Origin of the sequence: Streptomyces sp. NPDC088254 (assembly GCF_044740925.1) — a bacterium.
Lineage (GTDB): Bacteria > Actinomycetota > Actinomycetes > Streptomycetales > Streptomycetaceae > Streptomyces.
The window spans coordinates 543,947-556,631 of record NZ_JBIURQ010000001.1 but is presented as its reverse complement, the minus strand read 5'-3'; the positions used below and the strand labels follow the sequence as shown (position 1 = coordinate 556,631).

Below are 12,685 nucleotides of genomic sequence, written 5' to 3'. Positions count from 1 at the left end.
GGTGCAAGGATCCCTTAGCCTTGACGCACGATGGACGACCGTATGACGACTCCCTGGGGCGAGCTCACGCTGGCCCGCCACCCCGAGGACCCGCGCGACCGGCTGCGTGCCTGGGACGCCGCCGACGCGTATCTGCTCCGGCATCTCGCCGAGCAGGACGTGCCGGCGGACGGGACGGTCGTGGTGTTCGGCGACCGCTGGGGCGCGCTCGTCACGGCGCTCGCGGCGCACGGGCCCATGGGGGCCGCCGGAGCGCCGGCCCCGGCTCCGCGGGCTACGCAGATCACCGACTCGTGGCTGGGGCAGGAGGCCACCCGGGCGAATCTCGCCCGCAACGGCGTCGCGCCCGGCACGGTCCGGCTGCTCACCACGCAGGATCCGGTGCCCGCCCGCGTCGACGTGCTGCTGGTGCGGGTGCCCAAGAGCCTCGCGCTCCTGGAGGACCAACTGCTGCGCCTCGCGCCCTCGTTGCACGCGGGGACGGTCGTCGTCGGCGCCGGCATGGTGAAGGAGATCCACACCTCCACGCTCCAGTTGTTCGAGCGGATCCTCGGCCCCACCCGGACCTCGCTCGCCCGGCAGAAGGCCCGGCTGATCTTCTGCGCGCCCGACGTCTCGCCGGAGCGGCGGCTCCCGTCCAACCCCTGGCCGTACCACTACGACCTGCCTGACGGCATCGGTGCGCTCTCCGGCCGTCCTGTGGTCAACCACGCGGGCGTGTTCTGCGCCGACCGGCTCGACATCGGCACCCGGTTCTTCCTGCGCCATCTGCCCCGGACGCGGGGCGAGCGGAGGGTCGTCGACCTGGGCTGCGGCAACGGCATCGTGGGCACGGCGGTCGCGCTGGCCGACCCGCGCGCCGAAGTGCTGTTCACGGACGAGTCGTTCCAGGCCGTGGCCTCGGCGGAGGCGACGTACAAGGCCAACGGGGCGCCCGGACGGGCCGAGTTCAGGGTCGGGGACGGGCTGGCGGGGGTGGCGGACGGCAGCGTGGACCTCGTGCTGAACAATCCGCCGTTCCACTCCCACCAGGCCACGACCGACGCGACGGCGTGGCGGATGTTCACCGGGGCGCGGCGCGCGCTGCGGCCGGGCGGCGAGCTGTGGGTGGTGGGGAACCGTCACCTGGGCTATCACGTCAAGCTGCGGCGGCTGTTCGGCAACAGTGAACTGGTCGCGGGTGACCCGAAGTTCGTGGTGCTGAAGGCCGTCAAGCGAGGTTGATCCGGGGCGCCGGCAAGTCCGAAGGGCTGCGCACGCGGCCTGTCGAGGCGGCCGGCTTGTCTCTCCGCTCGCCGACCCCTGCGCGGCGGTCGCCCACCGCGCCGCGCGGGAGCTGTCGGGACCCGTCGAGGTCTGCCACCTGGTCACGGACCGACCGAGCCGCACGGTCCGGGCACGAACGGCGGCTGACAACCAGGAACGACGCCCGGCCGTTCGGATCCGCCGGGGAGGACCGGCACCCGAGTGGGGCGGATGCCGGTCCGTTCAGGGGCCGTAGGGGCGGCGCCCACAGGCGGTTCGTTGCCCATGAGGCGTGCTCCCCGAGCCCCCGGCTGCCGGACAGGAGCGACGGTCGGGGGTTCAAGGGGCGGACCGTGCAATGTGCGGGGCGTCAACTGTCGTCCCTGTCAGTCCGTTTCGCCAGACCGGCGCAGCCAGGAATCGACGGACGGCCGGGGTGCGTACGCTCCGCACCCCGGCCGTCGGCCGCCCTGACTTCCCTTCGTCGTCTACTTCTTGCGCGCGACCCCGCAGTAAGCGTCCACGGCGACGGCCGAGTTGGCCGGATCAACCGCGTCCGGACGCCACTCGGGAACTCGTACGACACCCGGTTCGACCAGGTCGAGTCCTTCGAAGAACCCGGCGATCTCCTCGACGCCGCGTACGTAGTACGGCACCGCGCCGCTGGAGTTGTAGGCGTCGGACGCGGCGATCATGCCCTCGCTGGTCGCGGTGCTGTCGCTGATGACCAGGTAGCTGCCCGACGGCAGGCCGGCCATGAGCCGGCGCACGAGATCGCGGGCCTGCTCGTGGTCGGCGACATGGCCGAGGGTGTTGAGGATCATCAGGGCGACCGGCCGGCTGAGGTCGAGCGTGCCGCGGGCGGCCTCGATGACCTTCTCGGGCTGGTAGAGGTCGGCGTCGAGATAGGCCGTGCGGCCCTCGGGGGTGCTGGTGAGCAGGGCGTTCGCGTGGGCGAGGACGATGGGGTCGTTGTCGACGTAGACGATGCGGGCGTCCGGGGCGGCCCGCTGGGCGACCTCGTGGGTGTTGTCGGCGGTCGGCAGTCCGGTGCCCACGTCCAAGAACTGCCGGATGCCCTGATCGACGGCCAGATGACGCACCGCGCGACCGAGGAAGTGGCGGCTGGTGACGGCCACGTCGACGAGGCCGGGGAAGATCTCCTTGATGTGGTCGCCGATCTCCCGGTCGACCTCGTAGTTGTCCTTGCCGCCCACGAAGTAGTTCCAGAACCGGGCCGAGTGGGGCTTGGACGTGTCGATCCGGGCGGGGGCGCCGACGGTGGTCTGGGGGGCGGGTTCCGGCACGGCGAGGCCTCCTGCGCGCTCAGGGTGGTGATCGGAAACCCCAACCTAAGTCAACTCGCCCTGAGCAAAGCCACGTCAGAGCGCCCGAGGGCAGCGCACCGCGCCGTTTCGGCCATCCTGGGGCCACCGGAGGCGACGGACTGTCAGTCGGACAACATCCGCGTGAGCACGGCACGTTGCACCGGCAGCACCTCGTCGTGCAGTGCGCGCCCCTTGGCGGTGAGAGCGACCCGCACGCCCCTGCGGTCCTCGGCGCACATCCCACGCTCGACGAGGCCGTCCTTCTCCAGCCGGGCGATCAGCCGTGACAGCGCACTCTGACTGAGGTGGACCCGGTCGGCGATCTCCTGGACACGGAAGGCGCAAGCTCCGCCCGGGTCGGTCGCTGCGCTCGCGGCGAGGACGTCGAGCACCTCGAAGTCACTGCCGCACAGGCCGTGTTGATGCAGGGCCCGGTCCAGCTCGCACTGGGTGCGGGCGTGCAGCGACAGGATGTCCCGCCACTCTTCCACGAGCGCCTGCTCGGCCTTCTTCCCCGCCATGGGCCGCACCGTAGCAGAGAAAGGGTTTGATTGCATCAGAATTAAATGCGTTTGCATTCGATGCAGACGCATGTAATGTCTGCGGCATGTCCTCTCCGCTCCCCTCCCCCGCACCCCGCCTCCCGGAGGTCCGCTGGACGCCGCGCCTGTGGGGAACCCTGCTGGTGCTCTGCGCCGCGATGTTCCTCGACGCGCTGGACGTGTCGATGGTCGGCGTCGCCCTGCCGTCCATCGGCGCCGACCTCGGGCTGTCCACCTCGACACTGCAATGGATCGTCAGCGGCTACATCCTGGGCTACGGCGGCCTGCTCCTCCTCGGCGGCCGTACGGCCGACCTGCTGGGCCGCCGCCAGGTCTTCCTGGTCGCCCTCGGCGTCTTCGCGCTCGCCTCACTGCTCGGCGGGCTGGTGGACTCCGGCCCACTGCTGATCGCCAGCCGGTTCATCAAGGGGCTCAGCGCCGCCTTCACCGCCCCCGCCGGCCTGTCGATCATCACCACGACATTCCCGGAGGGCCCACTGCGCAACCGCGCGCTCTCCATCTACACCACCTGCGCCGCCACCGGTTTCTCCATGGGCCTGGTCCTCTCCGGCCTGCTCACCGAGGCCAGTTGGCGCCTCACCATGCTGCTGCCCGCGCCGATCGCCCTGATCGCCCTGATCGCCGGCCTGAAACTGCTGCCGCGCAGCGCTCGAGAGCGGGGTCACGACGGCTACGACGTCCCCGGCGCCGTCCTCGGCACCGCGTCGATGCTGCTGCTGGTGTTCACCGTGGTCCAGGCGCCGGAGGCCGGGTGGGCGTCCGCCCGCACCCTGCTGTCCTTCCTCACCGTCGCCGTGCTGCTGAGCGTCTTCGTCCTCGTCGAGCGGCGCTCGCCCAGCCCGCTGATCCGGCTCGGCGTGCTGCGTTCGGGCAGCCAGGTGCGCGCCCAGCTCGGCGCGATGACGTTCTTCGGCTCCTACGTCGGTTTCCAGTTCCTGGCCACCCTCTACATGCAGACACTGCTGGACTGGTCGGCGCTGCACACCGCGCTCGCGTTCCTGCCGGCGGGCGCGCTGGTCGCGCTCTCCTCGACCAAGGTCGGCTCGGTCGTGGACCGCTTCGGCACCCCGCGGCTGATCACGGCCGGGTTCGCGCTCATGGTCGTCGGCTACGCGCTGTTCCTGCGCGTCGACCTGGACCCGGTCTACGCGGCCGTGATCCTGCCGAGCATGCTGCTCATCGGCGCGGCCTGCGCCCTGGTCTTCCTCTCGCTCAACATCCAGGCCACCAACGGCGTCGAGGACCGCGAGCAGGGCATGGTCTCCGGCCTGCTGAACACCTCCGTGCAGGTGGGCGGGGCGATCTTCCTCGCCGTGGTGACGGCGGTGGTCACCGCCGGCGCCCCCGCCGACCCCACCCCGCAGGCCGTGCTGGACAGTTACCGCCCCGGCCTGACGGTGGTCACCGCCATCGCCGCCCTGGGCCTCCTGATCAGCCTGACCGGCCTGCGCACCCGCCGCCCCGGTCCGACGGCGCCGGTCGCACGGTCCGCGAGCGATGTCGTCGTCGAGTCCACGGTGCGCAAGCCGGAAGCGGAGCGGGTGCCGGTCCACGACTAGGAAGACGCCTCCAGTGTGCGCCCGGCGGGGCGGTTGCTCCGCCGGGCGCACGCCTGTGAGACTTGCGGGATGAGCGAGTACGGGGGACGACGCCGGCAGGCGCGGCGGGACGCGGTCACCGTCGAGATCGGGTACGCGCTGTTCAGCGCGGCCTTCGCGGCAGCAGTGATCTTCGGTGCGGTTGCCGGTCCGGCTCTGCTGTTCCGACTCCCTTACGGCATCGAGGTGTTGCTCATCCGTACGGGGTACGTGCTCGCGCCCCTGGTGTTCGCGGCGCGGGTGGTGAGCGTGCTCGCCGGCTTCCGCCCCGACGCCTCCCGGCCCAGCGGCGCCCACCCCGACTCGTAGACGCGGCCCGATCAGCCGGGGTCTTCGCGGGGGCGCCGCGTCAGCGCCGCTCGACCGCTGCGGCAGCCGCGCCCACCTCAACCGCTTTCGTGGGACGGCGGTTCAGCCCAGTCCCACGCCATGGGCCAGGCGGGTGGCCGCGTGGCGGAAGAACGGCTCGCGGTCCTCGACCACCCGATGGAACTGCCCGAACAGCTCGAATCCCACGAGGCCGTACAGCTGCGCCCAGGCCGCGACCAGTGCGGCGACCGTCTCCGGAGGCAGGTCGGGCGCGAGGTCGGCGGCCATACGGTCGGCCTCGGTGCGCAACTCATCGGGGAGCGGTGGCAGTTCGGTCCCGCCGGCGCTCAGGCGGGCGTCACGCAGGATCCCGATGAGGAGGAGGCCCACACGGGACGCGGCGGGGACCGTCGTGTCAGGTGCGCTGTAGCCGGGCACCGGCGAACCGTAGATCAGCGCATACTCGTGGGGATGCGCCAGCGCCCAGCCGCGCACCCCCTCGCAGACCGCCACCCAGCGCCGAAGGGGGTCGGCGTCCGCGACGGCGGCGTGCGCGGTCTCGGCGCTCTCGCCCAGGGAGTCGTAGGCGTCGATGATGAGCGCGGTGAGCAGGTCGTCGCGGCTGGGGAAATACCGGTACAGCGCGGAGGAGACCATGCCGAGCGCGCGGGCCACGGCCCGCAGGGAGAGCTTGGCGGCGCCTTCGGCCGCGAGCTGCCGTCGGGCCTCGTCCTTGATGGCGGCGGTGACTTCGATGCGGGCGCGGGCGCGCGCGCCTTGAGTGGTGCTGCTCATGGGGGCAGTGTCGCACGGCGGGCGGAGCACCGCACACATTCGAGAGCGACGACCCACGGTGAGATTGCCGCACACAAAAGAGAGCGCCGCTCTTGCTTTGGAGCACCCATCCGGTGCAGACTCCTCACAAGGGGAACGAGAGCACCGCTCTCGAACCCGCTCACTCACCGCTGGGGGCCATCATGTCGACGCCGTACTACATCAAGAGCAGCCGGCTCAACACCCGCTTCAACAACGTCGTCGGCTGGCTGGCCCGGCACGGCGTGAGCCTCGCCGGCACGGCCGAGATGTCCGTGCGGGGCCGCAAGAGCGGCAGGATGCAGCGTATCCCCGTCAACCCGCACACATACGAGGGCGCGCGGTACCTGGTCTCGGCGCGGGGTCACTCCCAGTGGGTGCGCAACATGCGCGCCGCCGGGGGCGGCGAGCTGCGTGTTGGGCGCAAGGTGCACACGTTCTCCGCGGTGGAGCTTCCCGACGAGGAGAAGCTCCCGGTCCTGCGGACCTACCTGGAGAAGTGGGGCTGGGAGGTCAACCAGTACTTCGACGGGGTGACCGCCAAGTCCACCGACGACGAGATCACCGCCGCGGCGGGCGACCACCCGGTGTTCCGGATCACGGTCGACAACCGTCCCTGACCGGACCCACCTCACCCTCCCCTGTGAGGTGCGTCCCGGCGCCCGGCCTCAGCCCTCCCGGGACTGGCTCTCCCCGGACTGGCCTTCCAGAGACCGGCCCTCGCGAGGCTCCTGCGTTCCGCCGGCCCCCACCCACCGGTCCATGACGTTCAGCGCGCGCTGGGCCATCGGATGCGAGCGCACCAGCTCGCCCAGCGTGGTCCGGCCGCGGGTGATGTCCGTGAACGCCCGCCAGGCCGGGCGGACGCCGGTCAGCGCCGCATGGAAGAGGCCGGGCCGGCGTTCGAAGGCGGCGAGCATCCGCTTGCCGACGCTCATCTCCACACCGAGGCCCGCCTTGACGGCGAACGCGTAGTTCAGGGCCTGACGGCGGGTGTCCACCGCGTCGTGCGCCTCCGCGATGCGGACCGCCCACTCGCCGGCCAGCCGGCCCGAGCGCAACGCGAAGGAGATGCCCTCACGGGTCCACGGCTCCAGCAGGCCCGCGGCGTCGCCGCAGACGAGCACGCGCCCCCGGGAGAGCGGGGAGTCGTCGGCCCGGCAGCGGGTCAAGTGGCCGGAGGAGATACTCGGCTCGAAGCCGGCGAGGCCGAGTCGGCCGATGAAGTCCTCCAAGTAGCGCTTGGTGGCCGCGCCTTCACCGCGCGCGGAGATCACGCCGACGGTCAGCGTGTCGCCCTTGGGGAACACCCAGCCGTAACTGCCGGGCATCGGGCCCCAGTCGATGAGGACCCGCCCCTTCCAGTCCTCGGCGACGGTCTCCGGCACCGGGATCTCCGCTTCGAGACCCAGGTCCACCTGGTCGAGCTTCACCCCGACGTGCGCCCCTATGCGGCTGGCGCTGCCGTCCGCGCCGACGACCGCGCGCGCCAGGAGCGTCTCGCCGCCCTGGAGGACGACCGCGACCGTGCGCCGGTCCGGCACCGACGAGCCGTGCTGCTCGACGCGCTGCACGGTGACGCCGGTACGCAGCTCGGCGCCCGCCTTCTGGGCGTGTTCGACGAGCTGCTGGTCGAACTCGGGCCGGTTGATCAGCCCGAACAGCATCTGCCGGGAGCGTCGCGTGCGGGCGAAGCGCCCGTTGTGGGAGAAGGTCACCGCGTGCACCCGGTCGCGGAAGGGCAGCTCGAAGCCCGGTGGCAGCGCGTCGCGCGAAGGTCCGATGATGCCGCCGCCGCACGTCTTGTAGCGGGGCAGCTCCGCCTTCTCCAGCAACAGCACGCGCCGCCCCGTGACCGCCGCCGCGTAGGCGGCCGAAGCCCCCGCGGGTCCCGCGCCCACCACGACGACGTCCCACACCCGCTGCACGTCGTCCGCCGAAGAGTTCTCGCTGCTCACGATGGTCTACTGCTCCCGATCAAGCCGCTTGCCGCACCTGTCCCACGCATCCTACGGCGGAGATCGCCACCGTCCGCTGTGGGAGGATCGACGGCACCCGCAGGTACAACGTCGCACCCACGAGGAGCGTGCCCATGTCGTCGAATCCGGTCGCCGAGACCGTCGCCTCTCTGATGCCCCGGGCGAAGGCGGAACTCACCGAACTGGTGGCGTTCAGGTCGGTGGCGGACTTCGACCAGTTCCCACGGAGCGAGAGCGAGGCGGCCGCGAACTGGATAGCGGCGGCGCTGCGTGTCGAGGGCTTCGAGGACGTGGCGCTGCTGGACACCCCGGACGGCACCCAGTCCGTGTACGGCTTCCTGCCCGGCCCCGAGGGCGCGAAGACGGTGCTGCTCTACGCGCACTACGACGTGCAGCCGCCGCTGGACGAGGCCGGCTGGGACACTCCGCCGTTCGAGCTGACCGAGCGGGATGGCCGCTGGCACGGGCGGGGCGCCGCCGACTGCAAGGGCGGCTTCATCATGCATCTGCTCGCGCTGCGCGCCCTCAAGGCGGACGGCGGGGTCCCGGTGAACGTGAAGGTGATCGTCGAGGGTTCCGAGGAGCAGGGCACGGGCGGTCTGGAGCGGTACGCCGAGGAGCACCCCGAGCTGCTGGCCGCCGACACGATCGTCATCGGCGACGCGGGCAACTTCCGGGTCGGTCTGCCCACGGTCACCTCCACCCTGCGCGGTATGACCATGGTGCGAGTGACGATCGACACACTGGCGGGCAACCTGCACTCCGGCCAGTTCGGCGGGGCCGCCCCTGACGCACTCGGCGCGCTGATCCGCGTCCTGGACTCGCTGCGCGCCGAGGACGGCTCGACGACCGTCGACGGTCTGACCGACGGCGAGCCGTGGGAGGGGCTGGCGTACGAGGAGGAGCAGTTCCGCCGGGACGCCAAGGTCCTGGACGGCGTCGAGCTGATCGGCTCGGGGACGGTCGCCGACCGCATCTGGGCGCGTCCGGCGGTCACGGTCCTCGGCATCGACTGCCCGCCGGTCGTCGGCGCCACCCCGTCGGTGCAGGCGAGCGCCCGCGCGCTGATCAGCCTGCGGGTACCGCCGGGCCGGGACGCGGCCGAGGCGACGAAGCTGCTCGAAGCCCACCTGGAGGCCCACACGCCGTGGGGCGCGCGGGTGCGGACGGAGCAGATCGGGCAGGGCCAGCCGTTCAGCGCCGACACGACGAGCCCGGCGTACGCGGCGATGGCCGAGGCGATGGCGGTGGCCTACCCGGGTGAGGAGATGCAGTACGCCGGTCAGGGCGGGTCCATCCCGCTGTGCAACACGCTCGCGGCGCTGTACCCGCAGGCGGAGATCCTCCTCATCGGGCTGAGCGAGCCGGAGGCGCAGATCCACGCGGTCAACGAGAGCGTCTCCCCGGAGGAGCTGGAGCGGCTGTCGGTGGCGGAGGCGCTGTTCCTGCGCACGTACGCGGCGAGCTGATCCGCCGGCTCTGCCCTCGGCAGAAGGCTCTGCCCGCCGGGCGGGGTCCTGCCTAAGGTCGGCTCATGGACGTCATCGAGCTGCTGCCCCGTCTGCACTTGCTGCGTTTCGCGGTCGGTCAGGCCTATCTGTGGTGTGACGGTGACGAGTTGACGCTCGTCGACGCCGGGCCGGCCGGCTCCGGCCGGGTGATCGCCGACGTGGTCACGGCCCTGGGGCACTCCCCCGGGGCCGTACGGCGGGTGGTGCTCACCCACTTCCACGAGGACCACGCGGGCGGGGCCGCCGAGTTCGCCGCCCTGTCGGGGGCCGAGGTGCTGGCGCACAGCGCGGACGCGACGGTCCTGCGCCGCGAGGTCCCGGCTCCGTCGCCGGTGTTGCGGGACTGGGAGCGCCCTCTGCACGCGGCCGCCCTGCGGCTGTTGCCCGAAGGCGATTTCGAACGTCCTTCACAGGTCTTGGAGTTGTCCGACGGCGATGTGCTCGCCTTCGGTGGCGGTGCGCACGTGCTGCACGTCCCCGGGCACACCGACGGCAGTATCGCGCTCCATCTCCCCCAACAGGGGGTGCTGTTCACGGGCGACACGGTCGCGGCCTCGCCGGTCGACGGGTCGGTCGTGCCCGGCGTCTTCAACCTCGATGGCCCCCGGGTGCTCGCCGCTCTCCACCGTCTGGCCGCCCTCGACACGCGCACCGCCTGTTTCGGCCACGGCAGCCCGGTGACGGAGAACGCCTCGGACGTCCTCCGTGAGGCGGCGGACAGGTCCGGGGCCGTGCGGTGACGTACGTGCGGGGCCCGGTGTCCGCTCCGTGCCCGGTCCGTCAGCCGACCGGTGTGCCGGCCTCCAGGTAGAGGGCGGCGCCCCGTTCCCGTGCGCGCAGGGCCCAGCGCAGGCGCTCGTAGCGGACCGGGGGCAGCAGGTGGGCGGCCTCCTCCTCGGTCACGAAGCGCCAGGCGCGCAGTTCGGGGCCGGGCAGCAGCAGACCCGCGACGGCGGCGGGGTCGAGGGGGCCGCCGTCGAAGAGGAAGCGCAGACCGCCGTATGCGGGGGGTGTGGGCCGTTCCCAGTCGACGACGAGCAGTCGGGGCGCTTCGTCCAGCTGGACGCCGGTCTCCTCCCGCACCTCGCGCATCCCGGCGCGGGCGGGCGCCTCCCCGGGTTCCACGACTCCGCCGGGGAACTCCCAGCCGGGCTTGTAGGTGGGGTCGACGAGGAGGACGCGGTCGTGCTCGTCGAAGAGCAGCACGCCGGCGGCCACGGTCTCGCCGGTGGGTTCGGGGGTCTGCACGATCTCGCAGACGGGGACGGTTCCCGCGCCGACGGCCTCCGCGATGCGGACGGCGGTCTCGTACGGGGTGAGGGCGCTGGTGTCGACAAGGTGGGCGTCGGCGGTGAGCCAGGAGCCGAGGGCGGCTCGGTACGGTTCGATGTGGTCGTACGACCACTGCCGTACGCGCATCTCGCCGTCGGGGAGATCGGGCGGGACGTCCCGCCCGGCTATCCGCCCGCGCAGGATCGTTTCAGCCGGGGCCAGAAGCACATGCCGGACGGGGATGCGGCGGGCGGCGAGGGCGCCGAAGATCTCGTCGCGGTACTCCTGGCGCAGGAGGGTCATGGGGACGACGAGGGCGCCGCCGAGCTCGCCGAGGAGCGCGGCGGCGGTGTCGATGACGAGTCGGCGCCAGATCGGGAGGTCCTGGAAGTCGCCGACCTCGGCGAGGCGTTTGGCCGGCAGCAGGTGCGGCAGCGCCGCGCCGATGACCTCGGGGTCGAAGAGCGTGCTGTTCGGGATCAGGTCGATCAGTTCCCGTGCGGCGGTGGTCTTCCCCGCACCGAACGCGCCGTTGATCCAGACGACGGTCACGTGTCCCCCTCTTCGGTCGGCCCCCTGGGGTTTGCCCGCTCCACCCTGCCACGGAAACCGCGTCTCGTTGAGGGCGCGGACGTGGCGACGCCGGTCCCCGCGGGCCGGGGACCGGCGTCACGCCGTCGTGCGGATGCGGGTCAGTCGCCGAGGGCGCCCTCGTCCACGGCGAGGCTGTCGGCGGCGACGGTGTGGTCGAGGGTGCTGAGGGTGTCGCCGACGTTCAGCCCGTCGAGTTCCTCACCGGCCGTGCTGTGCGAGGGGGTGATCGCCGCGACGACGAAGCCGGTGGCGAGTGAGGCGATGGCGAGCATGCTGCGCTTCTTCATGCCCGGAACAACTACGAAGCCGCCCTGAGGTCACGCCTCCGTGTGCGTCGTGGCCAGGGCGGCGCGCTCGCCGGCGCGCTGCCCTGGCCGCCTGCCCCTCATACCCCCGCGCGTGCACTCGTCCCGCCGGCCAGTGCCGCGGCCGCGGCGCCGACCAGGCCGGCGTCCGTGCCCATCTGGGCGGGCACCACTCTCAGGCGCTGGACGAAGGAGAGCGTCGCGTAGTCGGCCAGGGCGCGCCGCAGGGGTGTCAGGAGGACGTCACCCGCCTTGCCGACGCCTCCGCCGATCACCGCGATGTCGATCTCGACGAGGGCGGCGGTGGCGGCGATGCCGGCGGCCAGCGCCCGGGCGGCGCGCTCGAAGGAGGCGGCCGCGACGGGGTCGCCCGCGCGCGCGGCGGCGGCCACCGCGGCCGCCGAGGCGTCCCCGTCCGGGCCGGGCTGCCAGCCGTTCTCCAGGGCGCGGCGGGCGATGTTGGGGCCGCTGGCGATCCGCTCGACGCAGCCGCGCGCGCCGCAGGGGCACGGGTCGCCGTCGAGGTCGACGCTGACGTGGCCGATGTGGCCCGCATTGCCGGTGGGGCCGGGGTGCAGCCGGCCGTTCAGCACCAGGCCGCCGCCGACGCCGGTGGAGACCACCATGCACAGCGCGTCGTCGTGGCCGCGTGCGGCGCCCAGCCAGTGCTCGGCGGCCGTGATCGCCACGCCATCGCCGATCAGCTCGACGGGGAGGTTCCCGGTCGCGGCCCGGACGCGTTCGACGAGGGGGAAGTCGCGCCAGCCGGGCACGTTGACGGGGCTGACGGTGCCGGCGGCGGCGTCCACCGGGCCGGCGCTGCCGATGCCGAGGGCGTGCGCGCGCTCCCACAGCGGCGAGGCCGCCAGGTCGGCGAGCACCTCCTCGACGGCCCGCATCACGATGTCGCCGTCCTCCCGGGCGGGCGTGGGCCGCTGGGCGCGGGCCAGGATGGCTCCGGTGCGGTCCACCAGCGCTCCCGCGATCTTGGTGCCGCCTATGTCCAGCGCTGCCACGAGGTCGGTGCGCATCAGTCTCGGTTCTCCCCCGTCGACCGTCGGGATCCATGACGGGAGACAGTCTCCCCGCGCATGACAACGTTGTCCAGGCTCTATGCTCGACGCCACATCGTCATACGATCCCCGAGGCCCTCGTACGCGCGTGCGAA

At 72.4% G+C, this 12,685-nt stretch carries 13 protein-coding genes; 6 read left to right on the top strand and 7 right to left on the bottom strand.

Going from position 1 to position 12,685, the window contains the following annotated elements:
- The first annotated feature begins 42 nt into the window (after positions 1–42).
- A complete protein-coding gene (locus tag ACIOC0_RS02475) occupies positions 43–1,224 on the top strand; it encodes a methyltransferase (RefSeq protein ID WP_402151368.1) in 1,182 nt (393 codons plus the stop codon).
- A gap of 509 nt (positions 1,225–1,733) precedes the next feature.
- On the opposite strand, the gene ACIOC0_RS02470 is transcribed toward ACIOC0_RS02475, so the two are convergent.
- A complete protein-coding gene (locus tag ACIOC0_RS02470) occupies positions 1,734–2,552 on the bottom strand; it encodes an SAM-dependent methyltransferase (RefSeq protein WP_402151365.1) in 819 nt (272 codons plus the stop codon).
- Positions 2,553–2,695: 143 nt separating this feature from the next.
- Positions 2,696–3,094, bottom strand: a complete 399-nt coding sequence (locus tag ACIOC0_RS02465; RefSeq protein ID WP_402151362.1) for a MarR family winged helix-turn-helix transcriptional regulator — start codon at positions 3,092–3,094, stop codon at positions 2,696–2,698.
- A gap of 86 nt (positions 3,095–3,180) precedes the next feature.
- Between ACIOC0_RS02465 and ACIOC0_RS02460 the strand changes: the two genes are divergently transcribed.
- Positions 3,181–4,695 carry an MFS transporter gene (locus tag ACIOC0_RS02460; protein WP_402151360.1) on the top strand — a complete coding sequence of 505 codons (1,515 nt, stop codon included), beginning with the start codon at positions 3,181–3,183 and terminating at the stop codon, positions 4,693–4,695.
- A 69-nt stretch (positions 4,696–4,764) separates the two neighbouring features.
- Positions 4,765–5,043: a DUF6332 family protein gene (locus tag ACIOC0_RS02455; protein WP_402151358.1), complete on the top strand. Its 279-nt coding sequence runs from the start codon at positions 4,765–4,767 to the stop codon at positions 5,041–5,043.
- A 102-nt stretch (positions 5,044–5,145) separates the two neighbouring features.
- On the opposite strand, the gene ACIOC0_RS02450 is transcribed toward ACIOC0_RS02455, so the two are convergent.
- Positions 5,146–5,838, bottom strand: a complete 693-nt coding sequence (locus tag ACIOC0_RS02450) for a TetR/AcrR family transcriptional regulator (protein ID WP_402151355.1) — start codon at positions 5,836–5,838, stop codon at positions 5,146–5,148.
- A gap of 182 nt (positions 5,839–6,020) precedes the next feature.
- Here ACIOC0_RS02450 and ACIOC0_RS02445 point away from each other — a divergent pair, with 182 nt between their 5' ends.
- Entirely contained in the window at positions 6,021–6,476 is a 456-nt protein-coding gene (locus tag ACIOC0_RS02445) for a nitroreductase/quinone reductase family protein (protein WP_402153154.1), read from the top strand.
- A gap of 48 nt (positions 6,477–6,524) precedes the next feature.
- Here ACIOC0_RS02445 and ACIOC0_RS02440 read toward each other — a convergent pair whose 3' ends face one another.
- A complete protein-coding gene (locus ACIOC0_RS02440) occupies positions 6,525–7,814 on the bottom strand; it encodes a geranylgeranyl reductase family protein (protein ID WP_402151352.1) in 1,290 nt (429 codons plus the stop codon).
- A 134-nt stretch (positions 7,815–7,948) separates the two neighbouring features.
- On the opposite strand from ACIOC0_RS02440, the gene ACIOC0_RS02435 reads away from it, so the two are divergent.
- On the top strand, positions 7,949–9,304 hold the full coding sequence (locus ACIOC0_RS02435) for a dipeptidase (protein WP_402151350.1): 1,356 nt from the start codon (positions 7,949–7,951) through the stop codon (positions 9,302–9,304).
- 65 nt (positions 9,305–9,369) lie between these two features.
- Entirely contained in the window at positions 9,370–10,086 is a 717-nt protein-coding gene (locus tag ACIOC0_RS02430) for an MBL fold metallo-hydrolase (RefSeq protein ID WP_402151348.1), read from the top strand.
- A 40-nt stretch (positions 10,087–10,126) separates the two neighbouring features.
- On the opposite strand, the gene ACIOC0_RS02425 is transcribed toward ACIOC0_RS02430, so the two are convergent.
- From ACIOC0_RS02425 to ACIOC0_RS02415, 3 genes are all read right to left on the bottom strand, one after another.
- Positions 10,127–11,170: an NUDIX domain-containing protein gene (locus ACIOC0_RS02425; protein ID WP_402151345.1), complete on the bottom strand. Its 1,044-nt coding sequence runs from the start codon at positions 11,168–11,170 to the stop codon at positions 10,127–10,129.
- Between the two features lie 140 nt (positions 11,171–11,310).
- Positions 11,311–11,499: a hypothetical protein gene (locus tag ACIOC0_RS02420; protein ID WP_351088977.1), complete on the bottom strand. Its 189-nt coding sequence runs from the start codon at positions 11,497–11,499 to the stop codon at positions 11,311–11,313.
- A 98-nt stretch (positions 11,500–11,597) separates the two neighbouring features.
- Positions 11,598–12,548 carry an ROK family protein gene (locus tag ACIOC0_RS02415; RefSeq protein ID WP_402151342.1) on the bottom strand — a complete coding sequence of 317 codons (951 nt, stop codon included), beginning with the start codon at positions 12,546–12,548 and terminating at the stop codon, positions 11,598–11,600.
- Positions 12,549–12,685: the final 137 nt, after the last annotated feature.